The sequence below is a fragment of the Sanguibacter biliveldensis genome, from assembly GCF_033798665.1.
GTDB classification, from domain to species: Bacteria; Actinomycetota; Actinomycetes; order Actinomycetales; family Cellulomonadaceae; genus Sanguibacter; species Sanguibacter inulinus.
Window position 1 is genome coordinate 2,691,329 of record NZ_CP138359.1, and the last position, 24,790, is coordinate 2,716,118.

At 71.6% G+C, this 24,790-nt stretch carries 24 protein-coding genes; 9 read left to right on the forward strand and 15 right to left on the reverse strand.

From position 1 onward, the window contains the following. Window positions 1-31: 31 nt before the first annotated feature. Window positions 32-292 (reverse strand): hypothetical protein, encoded by a 261-nt coding sequence (locus SANBI_RS11775; RefSeq protein WP_319155227.1) that lies wholly within the window; start codon window positions 290-292, stop codon window positions 32-34. A 369-nt stretch (window positions 293-661) separates the two neighbouring features. Next, complete coding sequence (locus SANBI_RS11780; protein ID WP_408669705.1) at window positions 662-1,483, reverse strand: SDR family oxidoreductase; 822 nt, start codon at window positions 1,481-1,483, stop codon at window positions 662-664. A 210-nt stretch (window positions 1,484-1,693) separates the two neighbouring features. Here SANBI_RS11780 and proC point away from each other — a divergent pair, with 210 nt between their 5' ends. Both proC and SANBI_RS11790 read left to right on the forward strand, forming a co-directional pair. Further along, window positions 1,694-2,521: a pyrroline-5-carboxylate reductase gene (proC, locus tag SANBI_RS11785; RefSeq protein ID WP_319155229.1), complete on the forward strand. Its 828-nt coding sequence runs from the start codon at window positions 1,694-1,696 to the stop codon at window positions 2,519-2,521. A 156-nt stretch (window positions 2,522-2,677) separates the two neighbouring features. After that, on the forward strand, window positions 2,678-3,778 hold the full coding sequence (locus SANBI_RS11790; RefSeq protein WP_319155231.1) for a putative F420-0 ABC transporter substrate-binding protein: 1,101 nt from the start codon (window positions 2,678-2,680) through the stop codon (window positions 3,776-3,778). Window positions 3,779-3,814: 36 nt separating this feature from the next. Here the strand turns inward: SANBI_RS11790 and SANBI_RS11795 are convergent, their stop codons facing one another. After that, window positions 3,815-4,075 (reverse strand): hypothetical protein, encoded by a 261-nt coding sequence (locus SANBI_RS11795; RefSeq protein ID WP_319161379.1) that lies wholly within the window; start codon window positions 4,073-4,075, stop codon window positions 3,815-3,817. On the opposite strand from SANBI_RS11795, the gene SANBI_RS11800 reads away from it, so the two are divergent. The 3 genes from SANBI_RS11800 (at window position 4,062) to SANBI_RS11810 (ending at window position 8,029) form a co-directional block, all read left to right on the forward strand. Continuing rightward, window positions 4,062-5,069, forward strand: coding sequence for a putative F420-0 ABC transporter permease subunit (locus SANBI_RS11800; RefSeq protein ID WP_319161297.1), 1,008 nt, complete (start codon window positions 4,062-4,064; stop codon window positions 5,067-5,069). The genes SANBI_RS11795 and SANBI_RS11800 overlap by 14 nt on opposite strands. 92 nt (window positions 5,070-5,161) lie before the next feature. Beyond that, entirely contained in the window at window positions 5,162-6,058 is an 897-nt protein-coding gene (locus tag SANBI_RS11805) for a putative F420-0 ABC transporter ATP-binding protein (RefSeq protein WP_319155233.1), read from the forward strand. A 258-nt stretch (window positions 6,059-6,316) separates the two neighbouring features. Then, window positions 6,317-8,029 (forward strand): HNH endonuclease signature motif containing protein, encoded by a 1,713-nt coding sequence (locus SANBI_RS11810; RefSeq protein ID WP_319155236.1) that lies wholly within the window; start codon window positions 6,317-6,319, stop codon window positions 8,027-8,029. A 124-nt stretch (window positions 8,030-8,153) separates the two neighbouring features. Here SANBI_RS11810 and SANBI_RS11815 read toward each other — a convergent pair whose 3' ends face one another. Continuing rightward, on the reverse strand, window positions 8,154-9,218 hold the full coding sequence (locus SANBI_RS11815) for a glutathione S-transferase family protein (protein WP_319155238.1): 1,065 nt from the start codon (window positions 9,216-9,218) through the stop codon (window positions 8,154-8,156). 375 nt (window positions 9,219-9,593) lie between these two features. Between SANBI_RS11815 and SANBI_RS11820 the strand changes: the two genes are divergently transcribed. The 3 genes from SANBI_RS11820 to cofD all read left to right on the forward strand — a co-directional run bounded on the left by SANBI_RS11820 (window position 9,594) and on the right by cofD (window position 12,029). Beyond that, window positions 9,594-10,028, forward strand: a complete 435-nt coding sequence (locus SANBI_RS11820; protein ID WP_319155240.1) for a hypothetical protein — start codon at window positions 9,594-9,596, stop codon at window positions 10,026-10,028. 149 nt (window positions 10,029-10,177) lie between these two features. Then, window positions 10,178-10,756: an HhH-GPD-type base excision DNA repair protein gene (locus tag SANBI_RS11825; protein ID WP_319155242.1), complete on the forward strand. Its 579-nt coding sequence runs from the start codon at window positions 10,178-10,180 to the stop codon at window positions 10,754-10,756. Window positions 10,757-10,970: 214 nt separating this feature from the next. Beyond that, complete coding sequence (gene cofD, locus SANBI_RS11830) at window positions 10,971-12,029, forward strand: 2-phospho-L-lactate transferase (RefSeq protein ID WP_319155244.1); 1,059 nt, start codon at window positions 10,971-10,973, stop codon at window positions 12,027-12,029. A 171-nt stretch (window positions 12,030-12,200) separates the two neighbouring features. Here cofD and SANBI_RS11835 read toward each other — a convergent pair whose 3' ends face one another. Continuing rightward, window positions 12,201-12,584 (reverse strand): MerR family transcriptional regulator, encoded by a 384-nt coding sequence (locus tag SANBI_RS11835; RefSeq protein WP_319155246.1) that lies wholly within the window; start codon window positions 12,582-12,584, stop codon window positions 12,201-12,203. 206 nt (window positions 12,585-12,790) lie between these two features. Between SANBI_RS11835 and SANBI_RS11840 the strand changes: the two genes are divergently transcribed. Continuing rightward, the gene (locus SANBI_RS11840; RefSeq protein ID WP_319155248.1) at window positions 12,791-14,050 is read left to right on the forward strand and encodes an MFS transporter; all 1,260 of its coding nucleotides are present in this window, start codon (window positions 12,791-12,793) and stop codon (window positions 14,048-14,050) included. Window positions 14,051-14,059: 9 nt separating this feature from the next. Here the strand turns inward: SANBI_RS11840 and SANBI_RS11845 are convergent, their stop codons facing one another. The 10 genes from SANBI_RS11845 to SANBI_RS11890 all read right to left on the reverse strand — a co-directional run bounded on the left by SANBI_RS11845 (window position 14,060) and on the right by SANBI_RS11890 (window position 24,769). Further along, complete coding sequence (locus SANBI_RS11845; protein ID WP_319155251.1) at window positions 14,060-14,956, reverse strand: NTP transferase domain-containing protein; 897 nt, start codon at window positions 14,954-14,956, stop codon at window positions 14,060-14,062. Next, window positions 14,953-15,888, reverse strand: a complete 936-nt coding sequence (locus SANBI_RS11850; protein WP_319155253.1) for a coenzyme F420-0:L-glutamate ligase — start codon at window positions 15,886-15,888, stop codon at window positions 14,953-14,955. The genes SANBI_RS11845 and SANBI_RS11850 overlap by 4 nt, the downstream gene beginning before the upstream one ends. Continuing rightward, on the reverse strand, window positions 15,885-16,883 hold the full coding sequence (locus tag SANBI_RS11855; protein WP_056129870.1) for a TIGR03557 family F420-dependent LLM class oxidoreductase: 999 nt from the start codon (window positions 16,881-16,883) through the stop codon (window positions 15,885-15,887). Before SANBI_RS11855 ends, SANBI_RS11850 begins: the two co-directional genes overlap by 4 nt. A 9-nt stretch (window positions 16,884-16,892) precedes the next feature. Further along, window positions 16,893-17,693 (reverse strand): SDR family oxidoreductase, encoded by an 801-nt coding sequence (locus SANBI_RS11860; RefSeq protein WP_319155257.1) that lies wholly within the window; start codon window positions 17,691-17,693, stop codon window positions 16,893-16,895. A gap of 156 nt (window positions 17,694-17,849) precedes the next feature. Next, window positions 17,850-19,214: an aspartate aminotransferase family protein gene (locus SANBI_RS11865; RefSeq protein ID WP_319155258.1), complete on the reverse strand. Its 1,365-nt coding sequence runs from the start codon at window positions 19,212-19,214 to the stop codon at window positions 17,850-17,852. A 241-nt stretch (window positions 19,215-19,455) separates the two neighbouring features. Then, window positions 19,456-20,604 carry an ABC transporter substrate-binding protein gene (locus tag SANBI_RS11870; protein WP_319155260.1) on the reverse strand — a complete coding sequence of 383 codons (1,149 nt, stop codon included), beginning with the start codon at window positions 20,602-20,604 and terminating at the stop codon, window positions 19,456-19,458. 200 nt (window positions 20,605-20,804) lie between these two features. After that, on the reverse strand, window positions 20,805-21,686 hold the full coding sequence (locus tag SANBI_RS11875) for an ABC transporter permease (protein WP_319155262.1): 882 nt from the start codon (window positions 21,684-21,686) through the stop codon (window positions 20,805-20,807). Next, window positions 21,683-22,672 (reverse strand): ABC transporter ATP-binding protein, encoded by a 990-nt coding sequence (locus SANBI_RS11880; protein ID WP_319155264.1) that lies wholly within the window; start codon window positions 22,670-22,672, stop codon window positions 21,683-21,685. Before SANBI_RS11880 ends, SANBI_RS11875 begins: the two co-directional genes overlap by 4 nt. A 79-nt stretch (window positions 22,673-22,751) precedes the next feature. Next, window positions 22,752-23,741, reverse strand: coding sequence for an ABC transporter permease (locus tag SANBI_RS11885; RefSeq protein ID WP_319155266.1), 990 nt, complete (start codon window positions 23,739-23,741; stop codon window positions 22,752-22,754). Further along, complete coding sequence (locus SANBI_RS11890) at window positions 23,738-24,769, reverse strand: TIGR03842 family LLM class F420-dependent oxidoreductase (protein ID WP_319155269.1); 1,032 nt, start codon at window positions 24,767-24,769, stop codon at window positions 23,738-23,740. Before SANBI_RS11890 ends, SANBI_RS11885 begins: the two co-directional genes overlap by 4 nt. Window positions 24,770-24,790: the final 21 nt, after the last annotated feature.

Here is a 24,790-nt window from a genome sequence, read left to right on the forward strand (position 1 = left end):
GCCGGTGATGGCCGGGTCGACGCCTGTCCGGTCAGTGTACCTGGGCCAGGCGGCGGGCTGAAGGGGCGCGGTGCGGGTGGGCTGGCACGGCGATCGGCGCCGGGATGGGTGTCACCGCCGGGAGGACGAGCGGCACGGCGGGCACGGGCTGCCCCTCCGGGAGCGTGGCGGCCCGGCTCGACGAGGACTGCGTGCTGCCGTCGCGCAGGCGACGCAGCGAGTAGGCGGAGATGTCCTGGGCGACGAGGGACTCGATGGTGACGACGGAGAGGTCGAGGGCTGTGACAGACATGTGAGGTCCTTGGGGTGCGTGGCTGGACGCATCCCGGACCAGGGGCAGGTACGACGGTCCTCAGACGACTGAGGTGACCTGCGGGTGGTCGACGGGATGCACTGCGGAGGAGGTCAGAGCCTCAACAACACGCAGCAGCTGCGCACAGCGCACCGCAGACCGGCGCGTGCAGGGCACGCGCGGCGGAGGTCTGGGTGGTGGTCACCAGAGCATGGTGCCAGGGGCACGGTCCGGTGCGCAAGGGGTGGGACGGCCGGACCCAGGACGAGAGGCAGCACCGTCTCGCCCGGGCCGGTCCACGCGGAAGACCTGCGGCCTGAGGGAGGGTGCAGTGCTGCCTCCGCCCTCCCCCGGCCGCCGGAGGCCCTCTCAGCTCTTCCGCGCCACCAGCGTGTTCGAGGCCTGGGCGCGCGGGCGGATCATCAGGTGGTCGATGTTCACGTGGTGCGGGCGGGTGAGCGTCCAGGTGATGGCGTCGGCGACGTCGTCAGCGGTCAGCGGCTCCTCAACCCCGGCGTAGACCGCGTCGGCCTTGGCCTGGTCGCCGTCGAAGCGGGTGAGCGAGAACTCCTCGGTGCGGACCATGCCCGGGGCGATCTCGATGACGCGGACAGGCTCTCCCACGAGCTCGAGGCGCAGGGTGTCGGCGATGACGCGCTCCCCGTGCTTGGCGGCCACGTAGCCGGCACCACCCGGGTAGGTGCCGTGCGCGGCGGTCGAGGTGAGCACGACGACGTCGCCGCGCCCGGAGTCCCGGAGCGCCGGGAGCAGCGCCATGGTGACCTGGAGGGTGCCGAGGACGTTGATCTCGTACATACGGCGCCAGCGCTCGACGTCGGAGGCCTCGACCCTGTCGGTCCCGAGCGCTCCCCCGGCGTTGTTGACGAGGGCGTGGACGGGGCCTCCTGCGGTGACCTCGGCGGCGAGCCGGGCGACGTCGTCGGCCACGGTGAGGTCGGCGACGACCACCTGCGCACCGGTCTCCTCCGCGAGCGCCGCGAGGCGGTCGGCGCGCCGCGCCACGGCGACGACGTCCCAGCCGGCGCGACGCAGGTGCCGGACCGTCGCGGCACCGATGCCTGAGGAGGCGCCGGTCACGACAGCGCGGAGCGGCGTCGAGGGGGCGGCCTGCGTGCCCGCAGGGTCGCCGGACGAGGTCGGCTGGGACGGGTCGGGCTGCTGCTGGGACACGGGTTCTCCTCAGGGACGAACGGGTACCGTACTGGTCTAGCACGTCGGTGCTGACCAGGGCTGCGCGTGCCCGCCGTCGGCACCGGCCCTGGAGTGGTCTGCTCGCGCCGGCCACGTCGTGGGCCGACGTCTCGCACCAGCCGTCACCCTGCACATCTGTCGTCACCTCGCACACCTGTCGTCTCGCCCCACCAGGAAGGTCCACAGCTCATGACCGTCGGATTCATCGGCACCGGGAACATGGCGAACGCGATCGTCCGAGGGATGGTCGGCTCGGGCGGGTTCCCCGCCGACGAGGTCGTGGTCTTCGACCGCAACGCCGACAAGCGTGAGCTGCTCGGCTCCGACCTCGGTGTGCGGGTGGTCGGCTCGGCCGAAGAGCTCGTGGACGCCTCGGACGTCGTCGTCGTCGCGGTGAAGCCGCAGGGGATCCCTGCGCTGCTCGAAGGTCTCTCCGGGCGGATCGCGGAGCGGCGACGGGTCGTCGTGTCGATCGCCGCGGGCACGCCGCTCTCCAGGCTCGAGTCCTTCCTGACGACCGACGCTGCGCCTGGGTCGGACTCTGCTGTCGTGCGCGTCATGCCGAACGTCAACGCGATGATCGGCGCCGGCATGTCCGCTGTCACCGGCAACGCTGCGGCGACATCCGACGACGTGGCCACGGTGGTCGCGATCTTCCAGGCAGTCGGCGAGGTCGTCGAGATCCCCGAGTCGCAGTTCTCCACCTACACGGCCATCGCGGGTTCCTCCCCGGCTTTCACCTACCTGTTCATCGACGCGCTCTCCCGGGCTGCCGTCGCCGGTGGCATGCCCAAGGCGCAGGCCACGCAGATCGCCGCCCAGGCTGTGCTGGGCTCGGCGAAGATGGTCCGCGAGTCCCAGAAGAGCCCGTGGGACCTCATCGACACGGTCTGCTCCCCCGGCGGGACGACCGTCGCCGGACTGCTCGCGCTCGAGGACCGCGGATTCTTGTCGACCGTCGCGCACGGCGTGAAGGCGACCATCGACCGCGACAGGGAGATGAACGCGGGCGGCTGACCTGCCGTCCCGGCTCTCCTGGTGGGGCCGCGGGTAGAGTATCCCCAGATCCCGGACCTGATTTGGCCTGGTGGCGTGCCCCGCTCGATGGGGTGCTGATCGTCGGTACGCAGTAGCCGTGCCTCCCGCTGACCACACCTCATCAGGAGTCTCCTCGTGCTGCCCAGCCGTCCCCGTGCGCCCCGCCGCACCCTTGCCCGTCTCGCCCCTCTCGCGCTCGTGACAGTCGCGGCGTTCACGCTCGCCGCGTGCTCGGCGAGCAGCGCGCCGGCCACGGGGAGCGCTGCCGACAGCCCCTCCTCGGGCGGCGCGACGGCCCCGTCGGGGACCGGCGCCTTGGCCACGACGTATCCCTTGACCCTCGACAGCTGCGGCTTCGAGGTGACCGTGGACTCCGCGCCGCAGCGGGTCCTGACGATCAAGTCGTCGACCACCGAGATGCTGCTCGCCCTCGGGCTGTCCGACAGGATCGCCGCGACGGCCTTCCTCGACGGACCCGTACCCGAGTGGTTGTCCGACGCCGCGGCAGCCAACGACGCCGTGACCTCGCCGCTCTCGACCCAGGCGCCCGGCGCCGAGGCCGTCACCGAGGTCGAGCCCGACCTCGTCTACGCCGGGTGGGAGTCGAACCTCACCGCCGAGAGCGCGGGCGACCGCGGGACCCTCGCGACGCTCGGCGTCGCCAGCTATGTCTCGCCGTCGGCGTGCAAGGGCGAGGCGTACATGCCCGACCCGTTGACCTTCGACGACGTGTTCGCGGACATCACCGAGGTCGGGACGATCTTCGACGTGCAGGCCTCCGCCGCCGACCTCGTCGCCCAGCAGCGCGCCGAGCTCGAGGCTGTCGTCCCCGACGAGCGGGGCCTCACAGCGCTCTGGTACTCCTCAGGGACCGACATCCCCTACGTCGGTGCGGGCATCGGTGCGCCGCAGATGATCATGGAGGCCGCCGGGCTGACGAACGTGGCAGCCGACGTCCACGACACCTGGACCCCCTTCGGCTGGGAGGACGTCGTCGCGGCCGACCCCGACGTCATCGTGCTGGTCGACGCCGCGTGGAACACCGCGGACAGCAAGATCGCGATGCTCGAGGAGAACCCGGCGACCGCGAACCTGAACGCTGTGCAGGAGCAGCGGTACGTGGTGATCCCCTTCGCCGCGACGGAGGCTGGGGTGCGCAACGTCTCCGCGGTGTCTGACGTCGTCGAGCAGGTCGGGGCTCTGACCGTCGGCACCGACGACAGCGCTGCTGGCTGAGATGCGCCGGAGGGGGCGGGGCGGGGCTGTGTCGAACTATGGAGTGCCGAGCGCGGGGGTGCCGGTCGCGGCGAGCTCGAGCGCGGGGGTGCCGAGCGCGGCAAGGTCGAGCGCGGGGGCGCCGAGCGCGGCGGGGTGGAGCGCGGGGGTGCCGAGCGCAGGCGCGTCGAGCGTGGGCGTGTCGAGCGTGTCGAGCTCGAGCTCGTCTGCTCCGGGCGGTCCTCTGCCGGGACCCAGCGAGCACGCACATGCCCCCAGGTCCCGTCCCCGCCCCCTCCCCTGGCTGATCGGCGCCACCGCCGTGCTCGTGGCGACCGTGCTCCTCGCCGTGACGATCGGCTCGGCCGATCTCGGCGTCGGCGAGGTCTGGCGATCCGTCGCCTGGCACCTGACCCGCGGGCTCGGCCTCGACCACGTGGTGGGCGTCGAGCCGCTGAGCGTCCTGCGGGACGGCATCGTGTGGCAGCTGCGGCTCCCCAGGGTGCTCACGGCCGCGGCCGTCGGCGCAGGTCTCGCGCTCTGCGGTGTCGTCATGCAGTCCCTCACCCGCAACCCGCTCGCCGACCCCTACCTGCTGGGGCTGTCGTCGGGCGCGTCCCTCGGTGCGGTCCTGGTCCTCGTGCTCGGTCTGGGAGTGCTGCTGCCGGTCGCGGCCTTCGCGGGGGCTGTGCTCGCGCTCGCCGCTGCCCTCGGGCTCGCGGGGGCGCTCGGCGCGATCACGCCGACGCGGACCGTCTTGTCGGGGCTGGCGGTGAGCCAGCTGTGCGCGGCTGCCACGTCTTTCGTCATCTTCTGGTCGGCGACGGGCGACTCGTACCGGGAGATCTTGTCGTGGCTCATGGGGTCTGTCGCCGGTGCCACGTGGGGATCCGTCGCGATCGCGGGGATCGCCGTGCTCGTCCTCGGTTCGGCCCTGGCGCTGTCGGGGTCGGTCCTCGATGCCTTCACCTTCGGCGACTCCTCGGCGGCGGCGCTCGGGATCTCGGTCGAGCGGACCCGGTGGCTGCTGCTCGTCGGCGTCGCGCTGCTCACGGGGGCGCTCGTGTCGGTCTCGGGGGCTGTCGGCTTCGTCGGGCTGATCCTGCCGCACGCCGTGCGGCTGCTCACCGGGGCACGGCACAGGCTGCTGCTGCCGCTCTCCGCGCTCACGGGAGCGTCGTTCCTCGTGTGGGCCGACACGCTCGCGCGGACGATCTTCGCGCCGCGGGAGGTGCCTGTCGGGATCATCACGGCGGCTGTCGGGGCGCCGGTCTTCGCGCTGCTCCTGTGGCGTGGGCGGAGGCTCGCGTGACACGGGCGCCGGGGCGGGGGCCCGAAGAGCTCAGGCGGAGTCCTGGTGCCGCGGGGGGCGGTCCTGGTGCCAGGGGGCGCGAGCCTGGTGGCATGAGGCGCGAGCCTGGTCCCGCGGTCCGCGAGGCTGGCGCCACGGCGCGCGAGCCTGGTGCCGCGGGGCGTGAGCCTGCTGCCACGGCGCGCGAGCCTGGTGCCCCGGGGCGCGAGCCGCAGGACGGGCTCAACGCCTCGAGGATGACGTGGTCCGTCGACGGGCGGACGATCGTCGACGGCGTCGACTGCACGGCTCCCGTCGGGGCGCTGACCGGCCTGGTGGGCCCGAACGGGTCCGGCAAGTCGACCCTCCTGCGTCTGCTGACCGGGGTGCTCGGAGCCGATGCCGGCGAGGTCGCCTTCGGTGGCGCAGATCTGCTGGGCCTCAGGCGTCGGGAGCGCGCGCGGCAGCTGGCCGTGGTCGAGCAGGACGCCTCGGCCGAGCTCCCGCTCACCGTGCGCGATGCTGTGCTGCTGGGTCGGATCCCGCACCGTTCGCTGCTGGCAGGTGACAGCGCCACCGACCACGCCATCGCCGACGACGCTCTGGCGCGCACCAGGATGACGGCCTTCGCGGACCGGGCCCTCGCCTCCTTGTCCGGGGGCGAGCGACAGCGTGTGCACATGGCCCGGGCACTCGCTCAGCAGCCTCGTCTCCTCCTGCTCGACGAGCCCACCAACCATCTCGACATCAGCGCGCAGCTCGAGACAGTCGCGCTGCTCCGCGAGCTTGCCGACGAAGGCGTCACCGTGCTCGCGGCACTGCACGACCTGACGCTCGCGGCGAGCGTCTGCGACCACGTGGTGGTCCTCGCCGGAGGTCGGGTCGTGGCTGCTGGGCCTGTCGAGGAGGTGCTCGTGCCTGAGGTGCTCGACGAGGTGTACGGCGTCCGGTGCACGGTACTGACCCACCCGGAGACGGGAAGACCTGTGCTGTCCTTCGCGCTGGCCTGAGGGACGGTGGGTCGTGAGGGATCGACCACGGCGAGTGTCAGTGGCGATCCAGAGAATTGGGACATGTCGAGAAATCTGCTGTTACCTGATGAAGTGCGCAGTGCTAGCCACGCCACGCCGTCAGGTCTCGCATCGCCGGCGTCTTCTCCCTTGCTTCCGTCGCCTACCTCGCCCACATCGATTGCGTCGCCTCCTGCGTCCCTTGTCTCGCTCGAGTCGCTCGAGCCCGACGATGCGGGGGCCGAGGACATCGACTCGATGACCCCCGCTCAGGTGAACGACCGCCAGGGCGAGCTGGTGGACGCGGTCGTGGCGGGGTTCGCCGAGGTTGCCGCTGCGCAGGCTCGGTGCGCTGAGCGTGTCGAGGCGTTGCGCCGCTGGTCGCGGGATGCTGCCGAAGAAGCGGCTCGCCGCCGGGGCCTGGAGCACGCCAGCGGCCTGGACCACGGTCTGGCCGAGCGGTCGGTGACCGCCGAGCTCGCCTGCGCGCTGCGCCTGCCCGAGAGGTCGGCGTCCACGCTGCTGGTCGAGTCGCAGTCCCTGGTCCACGAGCACCCCGCGACGATGACCGCCCTGCGTTCGGGCGAGGTCTCCTACAGGCACGCGCTCGCAGTGCTCGACGCGACCATCGGGCTGGACGAGACATCGGTCCTCGAGCTGGACGCGATCTTGGCCGACAAGGCCCGCACCACCACGGTCTCCAGGCTCAAGCGCGTCGCCCGGCGCGAGCGTGAGCACCGAGACCCCCGTCCGATGACGGCTCGCCACCGGCTCGCCGCCCAGGACCGCCACGTCGAGCTGCAACCGTGCGAGGACGGCATGGCGTGGTTGCACCACCTGCTGCCCGCAGTCCAGGCGACCGCGATCTTCCACCGCCTCACCGACATCGCCGCCGCAGTCCAAGGCCAGGACGAGCCTCGCACCCTGGCGCAGCTGCGCGCCGACGCCAGCATCGACCTGCTGCTCGACGACGACGCCCGCGCGGTGCTCGCGGCCTCGACCGCCGAGGTCGAGCTGCCCGCACCGCACGCGACCCTCGGGGGCCCTTCAGGCACCGAGGCACCCGGCACGTCCGGGCTGACCGACCGTCGATCTCTCCGCCTCAGCACCACCCGCGCCCGCAGTACGAGTGGGCCCGTGAACGAGGGCACGGGCGCCGCTGTGCCGACCACCACCACAGGCGACGGCCGACCCATGCACTCGATCGCAGGCGTCGCCGACCGCGTCTCCCTCGGGGACATCAAACCCCAGGTCGCCGTCACCATCCCCGTCATGACTCTCCTCGGCCATTCAGACGAGCCTGGCGACCTCGCCGGCCACGGGCCCATCGACGCCGACACCGCCCGCCGCCTGGCAGCACAAGCACCCAGCTTCCTGAGGATCCTCACCCACCCCGAGACAGGCACCGTCCTGTCCGTGGGGCGCGACCGCTACGCCGTACCGGCAGACCTCAGGTCCTGGCTCAGGCTCCGCGACGAGACCTGCCGATTCCCCGGGTGCTCCCGCCGAGCACAACGCTGCGACATCGACCATGTGAAGGACTGGGCCCACGGGGGAGCTACCGATCAGGACAACCTCATCCACCTGTGCCGGAAGCACCACCGGTTGAAGCACACCACCGGCTGGACCGTCAGCACCGAGTCCCCAGGCAGCGCCGGTCGCGGGGACGAGTGCGCCCGCCCTCAGCCCGAGCATTCCCCCGCCCTCGCCATGGACCGACGTGCCTCCGGCTCTCAGGACCGCAGCAACGCTGAGAGCGGCACCAGCCCTGAGGTCGGCAGCGACTCCGCACGTCACGCAGCATCGCGGACCAGCGCTGACGTCGTGTACTGGACCACCCCATCAGGCCGCACGTACCTCGACCGCGCCGCCGTCGAGATCTCACGCGACCACGACCAGAGGCGCGACGAACCTGGTACCGCAACCACTGATCACGGCCCGGCCCCCTGTGCCGACGAGCCACCGTTCTGACCCGGAGCGCTCGAGAGGACCACTGCGCCGGGCACGCTGGACACAGTCACGACGACCCACGAGTGTCGCGACCAGCGCGCGCCCGGCACCACGGGTCCGACGTGCAACCAGACCCGTAGACCACTCAGCCGCGCATCGCCTGCGCAGAGTGCTGAGGGTCGACCTCCTCGCCAGGACGGACCGGGCCGGGCGCGGTCCCGTCGCCGAAGGGGCGACCGCCGAGGGCGGCACGGTCGTGCGGCTCGAGCCACCCGCTGAGGTCCGGCCCCTTGGGCACGATGCTCGTCGGGTTGATGTCCGTGTGGACCACGTAGTAGTGCTGCTTGATGTGCTCGAAGTCGATCGTGTCGCCGAAGCCGGGGGTCTGGAAGAGGTCGCGGGCGTAGTCCCACAGCACCGGCATCTCGGTGAGCTTCGAGCGGTTGCACTTGAAGTGCCCGTGGTAGACCGCGTCGAAGCGGACCAGCGTGGTGAAGAGCCGCACGTCGGCCTCGGTGATCGTGTCGCCGACGAGGTAACGCTGCGTCGACAGGCGCTCGGACAACCAGTCGAGGCGGGCGAAGAGCCTGTCGTAGGCCTTGTCGTACGCCTCCTGCGAGCCCGCGAAGCCGCACCTGTACACACCGTTGTTGACATCCTTGAAGACCGCGAGCGCGACCTCGTCGATCTCGGCCCGCAGCGCCTCGGGGTAGAGGTCAGGGGCTCCCTCGCGGTGGTGCGCAGTCCACTCGGTCGACATGTCGAGGGTCATCTGCGCGTAGTCGTTCGTCACGACCTGGCCTGTCGTCTCGTCGACGAAGGCCGGGACCGTGATGCCGCGCTCGTAGTCGGGGAACCGGGCGAAGAACGCGTCCTGCAGGCGCGGGATGCCCAGGACGGGGTCGACGCCGTCCGGGTCGAGGTCGAAGGTCCAGGAGCGGGCGTCGTGCGTGGGGCCTGCGACACCCATGGAGATGGCGTCTTCGAGGCCCAGGAGGCGGCGGACGATGATCGCGCGGTTCGCCCACGGGCACGCCCTCGACACGACGAGCCTGTAGCGGCCTGCCTCGACCGGGTAGCCGTCGCGGCCGTCGGCGGTGATCCGGGTCGCGATGTAGCGCGCGTCGCGGGTGAACTCGGTACCCGGCGTCACGTAGGACCCGGCGGTGCTCTGGTCGTCTGCGGTCGTGGGGTTCGCGTCGTCAGCCATAGTGCAATCTTGCATTACTTTGGCGGGCGCGGCAGGACGCACGGTGTGCACGACGTCAGGCACGTGGGGCGAGCAAGACCGGCACGCGTCCAGAGGGCAGTCCGGGCACCTGCCGTGCCGACTCCGGAAGATCACCCGCGCCTCGCCGGCGGACCTCGGCTCCGCGACTGCTCCGAGCTGTAGGTTCTTCCCCGCCGGACCACGGTCCTCGACCGCAGGCAGCGGACCAGTGTCGCCCGGCTCTCGGTCACGCGGCACCCCAGCACCACAGCGCCACAGCGCCACAGCACCACAGCGCCCAGCATCTGGCACCTGGCACCTGGCACCTGGCACCTGGCACCGCAGCACCTGGACCACCGACGAAGGAGCGACACCATGGGCGACCTCATCGGAGAAGTGCTCGGTCTCCTCGTCGACCTCGTCTTCGGCGGAGGCGGGTCTGGGCGGGGGCGTCGACGCCGGGCACGGCAGAAGATCGACGAGGGCACGCTCCGCTGCTACGTCCGCATGGTCACCGGTCGCATCCCGGGACTCACCCGAGAGTGGGCGGACGTAGAGCTCGAGCTGTCTGCCGGTGCTGTGACCTGCCGACGTCGAGACGACCGCCAGCGGGCCATCCAGATCGGGCACGTGACTCTGGACCACGCATCGAGGCGCGCCACGCTCAAGGGCGACCCCTTCGCCTCCAGCGACGACCAGGACGAGGTCTGGACGCTCGTCACCCCGACAGTCACCCTGGAGGTGTTCGGGGCGCGCGACCTCCTGCTCGCCGCGGAGGCCCTCGTCCACCCGGCCCCGGCAACCCGCTGACCGCCCGCGGTGCTCGATCGCCCGCTGACCCTCCGCGGGCGCCAGATCGCTCGCTGCCCCTCTGGCCTCCCCCGCGCTGAGGCGTGCTGTCAGAGATCCCCCACATCCTGACCCCTGACGAGTGGCGCCTCCGGTGCCATGATGAGCAGATGACTCGAGACCTGTGGCTCACCGGTGACCCTGAGGCCGACGCGCTCCTCTCCAGCGATCCCTTCGCGCTGCTCGTCGGGATGCTCCTCGACCAGCAGGTCACGATGGAGTCGGCCTTCGCCGGGCCGCAGAAGATCGCCGAGCGGATGGGCGGCCTGAATGTGCGGAAGATCGCCGAGGCCGACCCTGAGGAGTTCTCCGAGCTCTGCGCCACGAAGCCCGCGGTCCACAGGTACCCCGGTTCCATGGCGGGGCGCATCCAGGCTGTCGCGCAGGAGATCCAGGCGACGTACGGCGGCGACGTGACGCGTCTGTGGACGGATGACGACCCCGACGGCCCGACGGTCTTGCGGCGGCTCAAGTCCCTGCCAGGCTTCGGTGCGCAGAAGGCGTCCATCTTCCTCGCACTGCTCGGCAAGCAGTACGGCGTCCAGCCCGAGGGCTGGCGCGAGGCTGCGGGATCCTACGGCGATGCTGATGCACGCCGGTCGATCGCCGACGTCACCGACGAGACGAGCCTCGACGAGGTCCGTACAACGAAGAAGGCGATGAAGGCCGCCGCGAAGAAGAAGGACTGACGACGGCTCGCAGCGTCCAGAGCCGTCCGCGGAGCGGATGAGCCGCTGCGAAGAAGAACGTCTGACGACGGCTCGCAGCCCTCAGAGCGGTCCGCGGCGCTGCCGTCGGAGCGCCGGACCGGCGCCTGTGCCGACGGGAGCGGTGAGGACCACGCGCCGTCGGGCCCCGCGTGACGTGACAGGACGCACCCCGTCCTTGACTAGGCTCGTCACCATGAAGATCACTCTCCTCGCCGGCGGCGTCGGTGGCGCCCGCTTCACCCGTGGCCTGCTGCACCTGCTCGCCGAGCGCTACCCAGACGGCGAGGGCGGCACCACGGCCGAGGTGACCGTCGTCGCGAACACCGGCGACGACATGTGGCTGCACGGCGTCCGCGTCTGCCCTGACCTCGACACCGTGATGTACACCCTCGGAGGGGCGATCCACGAGGGGCAGGGCTGGGGACGGCAGGACGAGTCGAGCCGCGTGTCGGCCGACCTCGCCGCCTACGACCTGGGCTGGGAGTGGTTCACCCTCGGCGACCTCGACCTCGCCACCCACCTGGCCCGCACCGAGCTGCTGCGCGCCGGGAAGACCCTCACAGAGGTGACAGCCCACCTGTGCCGCCGGTGGAAGCCTGGCGTGACGCTGCTGCCGATGAGCGACCAGCCTGTCGAGACGCACGTGGTGGTCGGCGAGGGTACTCCGGAGGACCCGGAGCGGCTCATCCACTTCGAAGAGTGGTGGGTGCGGCACCGCGCAGGGATCCCCGCCCGTCGGTTCGAGCAGGTCGGGGTCGACTCCGCGTCGGCCACACCCGAGGTCCTCGAGGCGATCATGACGGCCGACCTCGTCCTGCTCCCACCGTCCAACCCTGTCGTCTCGGTCGGGACGATCTTGGGTGTGCCCCGGATCCGGGAGGCGCTGAACGCCACGCCGGCCCCTGTCGTCGGCATCTCGCCGATCGTCGGCGGCGCCGCGGTCCGCGGGATGGCGGACGCGTGCCTGACCGCCATCGGCGTCGAGACGAGCGCACTGGCTGTCGGGGTGCACTACGGCGCGCGTGAAGGCCTCGACGGTGACGACCTCGTCGAGGGCGACGGCCAGACCGAGGCTACGGCGGGACGTCTCGGGGTCATCGACGGGTGGCTCGTCGACGACAGCGACCACGAGGCCGTCTCAGGGCTCGAGGCTGCCGGGATCCGGTCGCGTGCCGTGCCGCTGCTCATGACGGACGACGCGGCGACGGCTGAGATCGCCACTGCGGCCCTGGACCTCGCCGGGTTCCGTTGAGACGCGGTCGCCGTGGGGCTGTCAGCCGGTGACCGGTTCTCGTCGATGTCAGCTGCGCTGATCACCGAGACCGTGGATCGACCGGAGCTCACGCCCGGCCGCTAGCATCAGCGCCCGGCCGCTAGACAACCCGTCAGCATCAGCGTCCCGCCGCTAGACAGCCCGCCACCCTCAGCGCCCGGCCGCGGTCACCGCACCGAGATACGTCGCGATCGCGTCGCGGTTCTTGGTGAGGCACTCGATCCGGCTGTCCATCCGGTCGAGCTCTTCCTCGAGGAGGGCCACGGTCTCCGGAGCCACGTCGTCGACGAAGATGCTGTCGGGGCGGTTGAGACACGGCAAGATCAGGTGGATGAGCCGGGTCGACATCCCCGCAGCCAGCAAGCCGCGGATGTGCTCGACGCGTGCGACCAGACGCTCGTCGTAGTCGCGGTAGCCGTTCGGCTCCCGGCTGGGCGAGATGAGTCCCTGCTCTTCGTAGTAGCGGAGCAGCCTCGGGGTCGTCCCGGTGCGGCAGGCCAGCTCACCGATGCGCACGGTCACCACTCTGCGCACGGTCACCACTCTGCGCACGGTCACCCCTGCGGTCGAGAGGTCGTCGGAGGGCCTCGGGCCCGGGGCGAGAGGAGGTCTCCGCGTCAGGCAGCGGTCCTCGGAAGGTCTGGGGTCGTCGCACGGTCACGGGGTGCACAACGTCACAGCCAGCAGAGATAGTCCCGGCTTGACCCTGACACTGGTGAGAAGGTCCGACGATCTCTCCTGTGACCACCGAACCGCACGACACCACAGCCCTCGCCCGTCAGACGCGCCCGTCCGACGCTGAGACGCCGGCGCTCCGAACCGACCCGACACCCACCCGCCTCCCCCTGGCTTCCCTGCTCGCCCTCGCCGTGACCTGCTTCGTCACCCTGCTGAGCGAGACACTCCCCGCGGGCCTCCTGCTCCAGATGAGCGACGACCTCGGCATCAGCACCTCGACCGCCGGGCAGACCGTGACGGTCTTCGCTGTCGGCTGCCTCGTCGGGGCCATCCCGCTCACCTCCCTCACAGCCTCGCTCCCCCGACGCGCCGTCGTCGTCGGGATGCTGCTCGGCTTTGTCGTGGTCAACACCGCGACGGCCCTCGCACCCTCGCTGCCGCTGCTGCTCGCGACGCGGTTCCTCGCCGGTCTCGGCGCCGGGATGACCTGGGCCCTGATCCCTAGCTACGCGCGCAGGCTCTCGCCCCCGCACCTGGCGGGCCGGGCCATCGCGCTCACCGCGCTGGGCAGCACGCTCGCGCTCGCCGTCGGCGTCCCGGCCGGGACCGCGCTCGGCGAGCTGGTCGGGTGGCGGTGGACCTTCGGCGTGCTGTCGGTCGTCGCGCTCGGGCTCGTCGTGTGGGTGCGGCTCGGGACAGCCGACGTCCCCGGGACACCCCGGTCGGGCTCCGGTGGCATCGCCACAGCGCTGCGCGTCCCCGGTGTGAGGTCGATCATCGTCACCGCCGCGGCGGTGATCGTCGCGCACAACCTGCTGTACACCTACATCGCCCCGTACCTCGTGGACGTCGGGCTCGGCGAGAGCCTCGGACGATCGCTGCTGGTCTTCGGTGCGGGCTCGATCGCCGGCGCGATCTTCGTGGGCATCTTCGGAGACAGTCACCTCCGCCACCTCGCCATCGGGAGCGCGGCAGCCCTGGTCGGCTCCCTCGTGCTGCTCGGGACGGTCCGTGAGCCCGTGGTCCTGCTCGTCACGATCGCCGTGTGGGGAGCCGTCTTCGGCAGCATCGCCCCTGTGCTGCAGACGGCCTCGGCGCGGGCTGCAGGCGCCTCGGCGGACGCCGCGCAGTCTGTCGTCGTGACGGTGTGGAACCTCGCGATCGCCCTCGGTGGGGCGGTCGGCGGTGTGGGTCTCGCCGTGGCGGGGGCCGGTGCGCTCCCGCTCCTGAGCCTGCCGCTCGCCATGGTCGCGCTCGTGATCGTCGTGGGCGGGCGGCGCTACGCCTTCCCCGCGGGACGCGGGACTGCGAGCCCCGCGTAGGGCCGGACGCTACGCGACGGCCGCGGTCTCGTCGGTGCAGGGCATCTGGTCCAGCGCCGGGGGTCGCGGCCGCTCGACGTCCACGGACGGCTCCGTACCGCTCTGCGCACGGCGGGCGAGGACCTGCGACGTCGCACGGCCGGTGCCGAGCTCCGCGACGGCCGCGAGGTCGCCGAGTCTGTCGACGTCCTGCCGCAGACCCGACAGGTCAGGGACATCGAGCGCGACGTGCCCGCGCCGGACGTGCTCGGCGGCCGAGCCCGCACCGAAGGCCGGCTCGAGGACGACCCCTGCGGAGGCTGTCAGCAGCGTGGTGCCTGTGCCCTCGGCGTCGACGACGACGGCTCTCGGGAAAGCCGACGCCGCGGCGAGGGCGTCCTCGAGGTCGGCAGCGCGGAGGGCAGGGAGGTCTCCGAGGAGGACGGCGACCGGACCGGCGCGGAGCCCGACGCCGGGCGCGGCCCCACCGGTGTCACCACTCGGGACGGCCACCTCGCCTCGTGCGATGGCGTCACCTGGTGCCGCTGCGGTCTCGCCGGCAGTGAAGCCTCCTGCTTCGGCGTCGCGTCGTGCCGCGGCGACGCCCGCACGGATGGCCGCGTTGAGGCCGGCGGCTGGGACAGGCTCCGGCACCACCACGACAGGGGCCCACCCCGGTGAACGCATGCCTCGCAGGTCAGCGACCACATCGTCGTCGTCCGTGACGACCACCACCTGCCGCACAGCGTGAGCGGCCCGTGCAGCGGCGACGGTGTCGGCGACCATCGCCCGTGCGAGCTCTGCGCGCTCCTGCGGGCTCAGATCGCCCGCGAGCCTCGTCTTGGCCTGGGCCGTGAGCTTGACAGGCACGATGACCGACCACTGCGCGGCCGGCGCCGTGGGCTGACCCGACGCCTGACGGGTCATCTCGACGGCTCGGCCGGCGTCTGCGCCGTCCCGCCGACGGCGTCCTTCCAGCCCTGCTCGTAGGCCTCGGCGCTGCCCTGGGCGAACATATCGGCCGGACCCAGCCTCACGAGCGCACGAGCCCCAGGGCCGTCGTCGTCGATCGTCAGGTGCGCAAGACCGCGCACGACCGCGACAGGCCTCCCGCTGGTCTTGCCCTTGACGAGCTCGGCCGCAGCCGCGATCTCGTCGGCGACAGCCGCGACGGTGACCGACAGCTCTCGGCCCTGGGCGTCGGTCTGGCCACGGAGGTCGTCCATGACGTGCACACCGGCTGCCCCGATCGCGATGTCGGTCTGCCCGGCACGCCAGGGGCGTCCGGCGGTGTCGGTCACGACGATGCCCACCCGGGCACCGAGGTGCTCCGCGAGCCCGGCCCGGAGCCTGCGCGCAGACTCGTCAGGGTCGAGCGGCAGCAGCAGCACGGTCCCGTCCGGGGTGTTGCTCGCGTCGACACCAGCAGCGGCCATCACGAGACCGAGCCGGTTCTCCACGATGCGGGTGACCCCACCCGGGTGCACGCGCGAGGCGACCACCCGCACGGTCTCGTCGGTGATCGCCTGCTCACGTTCCTGCGCCGAGACCACGCGCCCCTCGGCCTTGGAGACGATCTTGCTCGTCACGACGACCACGTCGCCGTGCTCGAGCGGTCGACCCGACGCGCTGACAGCACGCTCGACGAGGTCGACAAGGTCGTCGCCGGGGCTGACCTCCGGGATCCCGTCGAGGGCCCAGACGCGCAGCTCTGCCGCGACCGGCTGGGACGTCGACGCGACGGTCTCCGACCCGACCGCAACGGCCAGAGCCTCGTCCGGGGTGGAGTGCGTCTCGGCCGGGGCGGACTGCGCCTCGGCCACGCTCTCTGTCACGTCCGGGGTCGTGCTCTCCGTCATCGGACCAGCTTGGGCAGCACGTCGCGGCCGAAGACGTCGATCCACTCGCGCTGGTTGCGTCCCACGTTGTGCAGGTAGATGCGGTCGAAGCCGAGGTCGACGTACTTCTGGATGTTCGCGCGGTGCACGTCGGGGTCGGAGGAGATGACCATGCGGCCCTCGAAGTCCTCCGGGCGAACCAGCTTGGCGATCTGCTCGAACTCGAAGGGCGAGCGGATGTCGGCCTTCGGGAACTTCATGCCGCCGTTGGGCCACTCGGTCATCGCGTTGGCGAGGGCTTCCTCGTCGGTCTCGGCCCACGACAGGTGGATCTGCAGCACCTTGGGCATGCCCTCGGGGTCGCGGCCGACCTCCCGGGCGCCGTCGTCGAACTTGCCGAAGAGCATCGAGATCTTCTCGAGCGGGGCACCGACAGTGATGAGACCGTCGGCGTGCTTGCCCGCGCGCTTGGCGGTGACAGGTCCTGCTGTCGCGACGAGGATCTCGGGCGCGACCTCGGGCATCGTCCACAGGCGCGTCGACTCGAGCTTGTAGAACGGTCCGGAGTGCTTGACGTCCTTGCCGGCGAGCGACGCTGTGAAGAGCTTCTTGATGACGTCGATCGCCTCGAACATGCGGTTGATGCGCTCGGGGGCCTCGGGCCAGTACTGGCCGATGATGTGCTCGTTGAGCGCCTCGCCCGAGCCCAGCCCGAGCCAGTGGCGGCCCGGGTACATCGCGGCGAGGGTCGCCGACGCCTGCGCGACCATCGCGGGGTGCCAGCGGAAGGTCGGGGCCGTCACGCCGGGGCCGATGTCACCGCGGGTGCGCTCTCCCAGGGACGAGAGGACGTTCCAGACGAAGGCGCTCTGCCCCTGCTGCGGCACCCACGGCTGGAAGTGGTCTGCGGCCATGACACCGGAGAACCCGTGCTGCTCCGCATACTCGGAATAGCTGATGATGTCTGTCGGGTGAAACTGCTCGAGCATGGCGGCGTAGCCGATGGTCAGGTCCATGAGTCCACCCTATCCCTGCGACCCGGACGGCACCCGGTGCGTCTTCGTGTACGCGGCCTGCGCGCGTGGGCGCAGGATGAGGGTGTCGATGTTGACGTGCGGCGGCTGCGCGAGCGACCAGCGCACCGCCTCCGCGACGTCGCCCGCCTGCAGCGGACCGGGCACCCCGTCGTACACCGCGGCAGCCTTGGCGGAGTCTCCACCGAAACGGGTGAGCGAGAACTCTTCGGTGTGCACCATGCCCGGGGCGATCTCGACCACGCGGACCGGCTCGCCCACGAGCTCGAGGCGCAGCGTGCGCGTCGCGACCCGCTCGGCGAACTTCGCGGCCACGTACCCTCCACCGCCCTCGTAGGGCTCGTGCGCGGCGGTCGACGTGATGACGACGATGTCGCCCTCGGCCTCGCGCAGCGCCGGCAGGAACGCGTTGACCACCCGGAAGGTGCCGATGACGTTGAGCTCGTACATGCGGCGCCAGAGCTCGAGGTCTGCCGCCCCGACGGGGTCCGCGCCGAGCGCGCCGCCCGCGTTGTTCACGACGGCGTCGACAGGGCCGGAGGCGGTGACCTCGGCGACGAGACGGGCGACGTCCTCGTCCGAGGTGATGTCGGCGACGACGTACGTCGCGCCGGTGCGCTCGGCGACCTCCGCGAGGCGGTCTTCGCGGCGGGCTACGGCGACCACGTCGTGGCCCTCGGCGCGGAGCAGCTCGACGGTCGCCGCGCCGATGCCTGACGAGGCGCCGGTCACGACGATGCGGCGCGGGGTCGGTGGGGCGGGCTGGGTCGGGCTGACGGGCTGGTCGGACATGCGGTGCTCCTGGGGGTGAGAGGTGGCGGAGAGGGCCGGTCTGCCGCACCGGTGCGGCAGACCGGCGGAGTCAGGTCTTGCGCAGAGTGGTCCTGCGCAGGAAGGTTGCGGACGGCGTGGCGGTGGCGGCCCGGAGGCCGCAGCCGTGCGTCGTGCTCAGAGCGCCGCCTCGACCTCGGTGAGCACCTCGTCGTAGACCGCGAGCGCCCGGGCGACCTCGGCAGGTGTCACGACGCACGGCGGGACGACGTGCAGCCGGTTCTCGGCGACGAAGGGCAGGAGCCCACGGTCGAGGCAGCCCTGCTTGACGGCTCCGATGACCGCGGGGGCGATGGGGGCACGGGTCTCCTGGTCGGCGACGAGCTCGAGGGCCCAGAACACCCCGCTCCCCCGGACCTCGCCGATGACCGGGTGCGCGTCGGCGAGGGCACGCAGCCCGGGGCCGATGTGCTCGGCGCCGACCGCGCGGGCGTTCTCGACGATCTTCTCGTCGGCCATCGTCTCGAGGGTCCCGACGATCGCGGCCATGGCGAGCGGGTGGCCGGAGTAGGTGAGCCCGCCGGGGAAGACCCGGTCGTCGAAGGTCGCCGCGACGGGGGCGTCGATGATCACTCCCCCGGCCGGGACGTAGCCAGAGTTGACGCCCTTGGCGAAGGTCACGAGGTCAGGGCGGACGTCGTGGGCGTCGAAGGCGAACCAGTGTCCAGTCCGGCCGAAGCCGACCATCACCTCGTCGAGGATCAGCAGGATGCCGTGCTTGTCGGCGATCTCGCGCACCCCGGCGAGATAGCCCGGGGGCGGGGTGAGGACCCCCGCGGTCCCGGGCACGGTCTCGAGGAGGATCGCGGCGATCGACGCCGGACCTTCGCACTCGACGACGCGAGCCAGGTGCTCGAGAGCCCGGGCGCACTCCTCCTCGGGGGTCGTGGCCCAGAAGTCGGAGCGGAACAGGTACGGCGTGAAGAAGTGCGCGTGACCGTGGGCGAACTCGTTGGGGATGCGCCGCCAGTCGCCCGTCGCGACGACGGCCGAGCCTGTGTTGCCGTGGTAGGACCTGTACGCGGAGAGGATCTTGCTGCGTCCGGTGTGCAGGCGGGCCATGCGCATCGCGTTCTCGTTGGCGTCGGCGCCGCCGTTCGTGAAGAAGACCTTGTCCATGCCGTCGGGAGCGCGCTCGGTGATGAGCTGCGCTGCCCGGCCCCGGGTGAGGTTCGCGTGGCCGGGCGCGATGGTGGTCAGCAGGTGGGCCTGCTCGGCGATGGCGGCGACCACGCGCGGGTGCTGGTGCCCGATGTTGATGTTGACGAGCTGCGAGGAGAAGTCGAGGTACAGGCGTCCCGTGTCGTCCCAGACCTCGCAGCCGAGACCTCCCGCGATCGTCAGCGGCTGGAGGGATCCCTGGGCGGACCAGGAGTGGAAGACGTGGGCGCGGTCGAGCTCGAGGGCTGTGCCGGGGGGCGCCTGAGACGCCGGGCTACGGACAGCGCCCGGTGACGAGGCTGCCGGGACGGGCACGTTCATGGGACTCCTCGGGCTGGTGGTGGGGTGAGGTGGGACGCGAGACGACCGGGATGGTCGGAGCCAGCGCGGCGGCTGACAGGTGGGGCAACGGAGCGGCTGCGCGGCTTCGAGACTGCGGGGCTACGCGGGGCGCAGGGCGCGCGGGGTCCGCGGCTGCGCGGGGTGCGGGGCGCGCGGGCTGCGCTGGCTGCGGGGTGCGGGGGTGCGGAGTCGGCGACGACCACCGCACCCCCGCGCTCCGTCAGTTGCCGCCCTCGGCGAGGGTGACGTCGATCGGCGCGTAGTCGGTGCCGACCACGTCGACGCCCTCTTCGGTCAGCGCGTCGATGGCCTGCTGCACGTACTCCGAGGTGTACGCCGACTCCGGAGGAGCCTCGGTGATGATCGTCGAGCCGGTCTCGTTCTCGGTCGACATCGCGAGCTCGACGGTCTTGTCCCACGCTGCGGGGTCGACCAGGCCGATTCCTCCCGTCGTGCTGGGCCAGATGAGCTTGTTGACCTCGTTGGCCATCCACAGCTGGTGGCTCGTCCCGAGGGTCGAGCCGGCGGCTGTGACGATGTCGGCGGCCTCCTGGGGGTTGTCGCGGGCGTAGGCCCAGCCCTTGAGGGTCGCGGTGAGGAACTTGACGGTGGTCTCCTCGTAGGCCGGGTCGGACTCGAGGCGCTCGGTGTCCGCCCAGACGGCGTCCTGGAGCATCGCGACACCCTCGTCGTTCCAGTCGATGACCGAGAAGTCGTCGGGCGTGTACAGCTCACCGGTGTCCGGGTCCACGGTCTCGAGCAGCTGCGCGTACTCGTTGTACGTCATGGCCTGCGCGGCGTCGATGTCGCCGTTGAGCAGACCGAGCATGTCGAAGGCCTGGGTGACGAGCGTGAAGTCGGTGACCCCCGCCTCCCCCAGCCCTGCGAAGAGCTCCCACTCGTTGCCGTAGCCCCACGAGCCGACGTTCTTGCCCGCCAGGTCCTCGACCGAGTCGATGCCGGCGTCCGCGAAGGACACCTGGAGGGTGGCCGAGCGTTCGAAGATCTGCGCGACGTTGGTGATGTTCGCGCCCTGCTCGATCGAGCCGAGCACCTTGGGCACCCACGCGACCGCGTAGTCGACCTCCCCCTGGGCGAGGGCGTCCTGCGGCACGATGTCGCCGCCCGACGGGATGATCTCGACGTCGAGGCCCTGCTCTTCGTAGTAGCCCTGGTCGAGCGCGGCGTAGTAGCCGGAGAACTGGGCCTGGGTGAGCCACTGCAGCTGCAGCTTCACTGGCGTGAGATCTTCTCCGGTGCCGCCGGTGGACGCGTCGGCGTCCTCGTCCGAGCTCGAGCACCCTGTGAGCACGAGCCCTGCGGCGACCGTCGCCGCAGCGGCGGCCCTCCAACGTGTGGTGGTCCTCATGTCTTCTCCCTGTGTCGGCCGGCCTCGGAGGCCGACGCGTGGGTGGACTGGTCCTTCTCGTGCGAGTCGGGCCGGCGGCTCGTCTCGCGACCGCCTGGCAGCCGTTGGCAGGTGGACATCGTGGGGGTGGGTAGGACGTGGTGGGGGGGCGGCGGGCTGCCGCGGACGGGGAGGACTCCCTGGTGGGTGCTCCTCGCCGACTACACAGGTCTCCTCCGGGTCGCGAGGTGCTCTGCGAGCGCCGTGACCGTGAAGAAGATCAGCCCGACGACGATCCCGCCGAGCACGTAGGCCCAGGCCCGCGCGTAGTTGGACCCCGACGCGGCCGTCGTGATGAAGGACCCGATGCCCGAGCGCGGGCCGCCGAAGTACTCGGCGACGATCGCGGAGATCACCGCGAGGGACGAGGCGATGCGCAGCCCCGTGAAGACGAAGGGCACGGCGGTCGGGACCGTCACGGTGAGTGCCACCTGCCGGGGGGAGGCGGCGAGCGCACGCATGAGGTCGCGGTGCACCGGGGTCACCTGCCGCAGTCCGCGCAGCGTGTTGACGTAGACGGGCACGAACACCGCGAGACCGGCGACGATCACGCGGGCCTGCTCGGACGCCGCCCCGTACATCGAGTACAGGACCGGGGCGAGGGCCACGACGGGGACGACGGAGAGCGCGGTGACCACCGGCTCGCCGAGCCTGTCGACGATCTTCGCCGAGGACGCGACGACGGCGAGCACGATCCCCAGGACCGCCCCCGCGACCAGCCCGACGAGGGCGTTGCGTCCGGTGACCAGAGCGGCTGAGGCGATAGGACCGGCGAGGTCTCGGAGCTCGTCGAGGATGGCTGACGGGCCCGGGAGCACGAAGGGCGGGACGTCCCCCAGCGTCACGGCTGCCTGCCATGCGGCGAGGATCGCGGCGAGCAGGATCACCGGCGGAGCGACAGCCGCGAGCGCTGAGGCCCCAGAGCGCGCGAAGCGACGGCCTGACCGGACGACGGAGGCCCCGGAGGTCGAGGTGTCCGCCTCAGCCCGGGACGACTGCGCCGCTGCGGTGGTCGGGCCACCGACGGGCCGGGTGGTCGTCATCGCTGGTCCACCCCGGCTGGGCGCGCCGGGCGGCTCTCCCCAGCCGCACCGCCCGGACGTCTCGCCGAGGCCAGGTCGCCGTGCAGCGCGGTCCGGACCCTGGCGACGGCGTCGACGAAGGCGTCAGCCGTGCGCAGGTCGTCTCCGACGGCGTCCTCGGCCGCTGTGCTCACGGCTGTCGCGGGGGCGATCCCTGTGCGGTCGAGGCCGACGGGCACGATCTCCCGGATGCGTCCAGGTCGCGGCGACATGACGACCACCGTGTCCGAGAGGAACACGGCCTCGGGGATGGAGTGGGTGACGAACACGACCGCGGCCCGGGTCTCCGCGCAGATCCGCAGCAGCTGGGTCTGCAGGTGCTCGCGGGTCATCTCGTCGAGGGCACCGAAGGGTTCGTCCATGAGCAGCAGGCTCGGCTCCTCCGCGAGGGACCGGGCGATCGCGACGCGCTGCTGCATGCCGCCCGAGAGCTGGTCGGGGAACCTGTCGGCGAAGTCAGCGAGCCCGACGAGGTCGAGCAGGTGGTCGACCCGCTCCCTCCGGGCTCCTCGCCCGGTGCCGGACAGCGCGAGCGGGAGCTCGACGTTCGCCCGGACCGTCCGCCACGGCAGCAGGCCGGCCTGCTGGAAGGCGATGCCGTACTCCCGGGACAGCCGCGCCTGGCGGGCGGGCCGCCCGAAGACCTCGACCGTGCCCGAGGTCGGCTGGTCGAGGTCGGCGACGAGGCGCAGCAGCGTCGACTTGCCGCAGCCCGAGGGGCCGATCAAGGAGACGAACTCTCCAGGTGCGACCGTGAGGCTCACGTCGTCGAGGGCGACGACCTGGCTGGCCCCACGGCCGAAGACGCGCGTGACGGAGTCGACGTGGACGGCTGAGGCCTGGGCACTCTGGGCACGCTGGGCACCGGGTGACGCCAGGGGTGCGGGCGCGGTGCTGGCGGGTTCAGACGTCGAGAGGGGCGGGGACTGCGGGTCGGGCTGAGACATCAGAGCGCTCCTCGGGTCGGTCGGGCGTGAGCACGAGCAGTGGCAGTGGCAGGGGCACAGAGACAGTCAGCAGCCGTGCTCATGCGACCACCTCGCCCCGACGGAACCGACCGAGCGACCGGCCGAGCAGCGTCACGAGCCCGGCCGCGACGAGCCCGAGGACCACGGCGCCGAAGATCGGTGCCCAGGGCTTGGCGGGGTCGCTCGACGCGAAGTTCGCGAACTCGAGGATCATCCGGCCGATCCCACCGGGCAGACCCGTCGCGACCTCGGCCACGACGGTCCCGATGACGGCGTTCGCGGCCGCGAGGCGCAGGGCGGGCAGCAGGTGCGGGACGGCGGCCGGCAGACGGAGCCTGACGAGGGTCGCGAACCACCCGGCCGCGTAGGCGGTCATGAGCTCGACATGGATCGTGTCGGGCGACTGCAGCCCGCGGAGCATCCCGACGGCCACGGGGAAGAACGCGAGATAGGAGGCGATCACGGCGACGGACATCCACGGTTCCCACGCGAGGCTGCCGATCTCGAGCTTCGCTCCCCACGACCGCACGAGCGGGGCGAGGGCGATGAGCGGGACGGTCTGAGACAGCACCACGAGCGGCAGGACAGCCCGCTCGACGACCCGCAGGCGCTGCATGGCGAGCGCCAGCAGCATCCCGACGGTCACACCGACGACCCAGCCGACGACGGCGATCCCGAGGCTCAGCGCACCGGCCTCGAGGACGGCCCGCCACAGGACGGGGGCGTCACGAGCCCCCGACACGGGGTCGAAGAGCCGCGCGACCATCTCCCAGGTGTGCGGCATGGCGAGGTCGGTCGTGCGCGGCAGCAGCCGGGTCTCGCCGAGGGACCAGCCGTCGTCGGGCCCGAGGGCCTTGTAGAGCTCCCACACCGAGGCGAGGACGACGACGGCGAGCACCGCGACGACGGGCTTGGAGCCGAGGACACGGGCAGCCAGCGCCCCGGAGCGGCCTGCCGTCGCCCGCCGCGCGGACGCCGGCGAGATCTCGGGCCCTCTGGCCGGCGCTCCGACGGTGGTCTCCACCGTCACCGCATCGGGGCTCGTCATGCCTTGGCCGTCACGTGCTCGGCCATCGCCGGGATGACCCGCTCGCCGTACAGGCGCAGGGTCTCCTCCTTGTTGTCGTGCTGGAGGTACCCGGCGAACTGGTGCACCCCGAGGTCTTGCAGCGCCTTGAGCTTCTCGACATGCTCGCGCGGGGAGCCGAGCAGGCAGAACCTCTCGACGATCTCGTCGGGCACAAAGCTCGTGTGCGAGTTCCCGACCAGGCCGTGCTCGTTGTAGTCGTAGCCCTGACGGCCCTCGATGTAGTCGGTGAGCGCCTTGGGGACGGACGAGTCCGCCCCGTACTTGGAGACGATGTCGGCCACGTGGTTGCCGACCATCCCCCCGAACCAGCGGCACTGCTCGCGCATGTGCGCCCGCTCGGCCGGGGAGTCGCCGTCACCGACGTACATCGGGGCGGCCACGCAGAATGTGATGGCCTCGGGGTCACGCCCGGCCTTCTCCGCGGCGTCCTTGACCACCTTGATCATCCAGGCGGCGATGTCCGGGTCGGCGAGCTGGAGGATGAAGCCGTCCCCCACCTCCCCGGTGAGCTTGAGCGCGAGCGGGCCGTAGGCCGCGACCCACATCTCCAGCTCGGAGTCCTTGGACCACGGGAACTGCAAGGTGGACCCGTTGAGCTCGACGCTGCGGCTGTTCGCCAGCTCGCGGATCACGTGGATGGACTCGCGCAGCGCCTTGAGGGTCGACGGGCGTCCGTTGAGCACCCGGACCGCCGAGTCTCCGCGCCCGATCCCGCAGACCGTCCGGTTGCCGAACATGTCGTTGAGCGTCGCGAACAGCGAGGCCAGCACGGTCCAGTCACGCGTCGACGGGTTGGTGACCATCGGCCCGACCTTGATCTTGCGGGTCGCGGCGAGCATCTGCGGGTACACGACGAAGGGCTCCTGCCACAGCAGCGGCGAGTCGAAGGTCCACGCGTAGGAGAATCCGTAGGTCTCGGCCAGGCGTGTGAGCTCGACGACGCGTGACGCCGGCGGGTGGTTCTGGAGGACGACACCGAAGTCCATGAGCGGTGTCCTTTCTGTCAA

Excerpts from the sequence above, each read along its gene's own strand:
- SANBI_RS11775 (WP_319155227.1), bottom strand. The coding sequence starts at position 292 with ATGTCTGTCACAGCCCTCGACCTCTCCGTCGTCACCATCGAGTCCCTC.
- proC (WP_319155229.1), top strand. The coding sequence starts at position 1,694 with ATGACCGTCGGATTCATCGGCACCGGGAACATGGCGAACGCGATCGTC.
- SANBI_RS11805 (WP_319155233.1), top strand. The coding sequence starts at position 5,162 with ATGAGGCGCGAGCCTGGTCCCGCGGTCCGCGAGGCTGGCGCCACGGCG.
- SANBI_RS11810 (WP_319155236.1), top strand. The coding sequence starts at position 6,317 with ATGACCCCCGCTCAGGTGAACGACCGCCAGGGCGAGCTGGTGGACGCG.
- SANBI_RS11815 (WP_319155238.1), bottom strand. The coding sequence starts at position 9,218 with ATGGCTGACGACGCGAACCCCACGACCGCAGACGACCAGAGCACCGCC.
- SANBI_RS11820 (WP_319155240.1), top strand. The coding sequence starts at position 9,594 with ATGGGCGACCTCATCGGAGAAGTGCTCGGTCTCCTCGTCGACCTCGTC.
- SANBI_RS11825 (WP_319155242.1), top strand. The coding sequence starts at position 10,178 with ATGACTCGAGACCTGTGGCTCACCGGTGACCCTGAGGCCGACGCGCTC.
- cofD (WP_319155244.1), top strand. The coding sequence starts at position 10,971 with ATGAAGATCACTCTCCTCGCCGGCGGCGTCGGTGGCGCCCGCTTCACC.
- SANBI_RS11845 (WP_319155251.1), bottom strand. The coding sequence starts at position 14,956 with ATGACCCGTCAGGCGTCGGGTCAGCCCACGGCGCCGGCCGCGCAGTGG.
- SANBI_RS11850 (WP_319155253.1), bottom strand. The coding sequence starts at position 15,888 with ATGACGGAGAGCACGACCCCGGACGTGACAGAGAGCGTGGCCGAGGCG.
- SANBI_RS11855 (WP_056129870.1), bottom strand. The coding sequence starts at position 16,883 with ATGGACCTGACCATCGGCTACGCCGCCATGCTCGAGCAGTTTCACCCG.
- SANBI_RS11860 (WP_319155257.1), bottom strand. The coding sequence starts at position 17,693 with ATGTCCGACCAGCCCGTCAGCCCGACCCAGCCCGCCCCACCGACCCCG.
- SANBI_RS11865 (WP_319155258.1), bottom strand. The coding sequence starts at position 19,214 with ATGAACGTGCCCGTCCCGGCAGCCTCGTCACCGGGCGCTGTCCGTAGC.
- SANBI_RS11870 (WP_319155260.1), bottom strand. The coding sequence starts at position 20,604 with ATGAGGACCACCACACGTTGGAGGGCCGCCGCTGCGGCGACGGTCGCC.
- SANBI_RS11875 (WP_319155262.1), bottom strand. The coding sequence starts at position 21,686 with ATGACGACCACCCGGCCCGTCGGTGGCCCGACCACCGCAGCGGCGCAG.
- SANBI_RS11880 (WP_319155264.1), bottom strand. The coding sequence starts at position 22,672 with ATGTCTCAGCCCGACCCGCAGTCCCCGCCCCTCTCGACGTCTGAACCC.
- SANBI_RS11885 (WP_319155266.1), bottom strand. The coding sequence starts at position 23,741 with ATGACGAGCCCCGATGCGGTGACGGTGGAGACCACCGTCGGAGCGCCG.
- SANBI_RS11890 (WP_319155269.1), bottom strand. The coding sequence starts at position 24,769 with ATGGACTTCGGTGTCGTCCTCCAGAACCACCCGCCGGCGTCACGCGTC.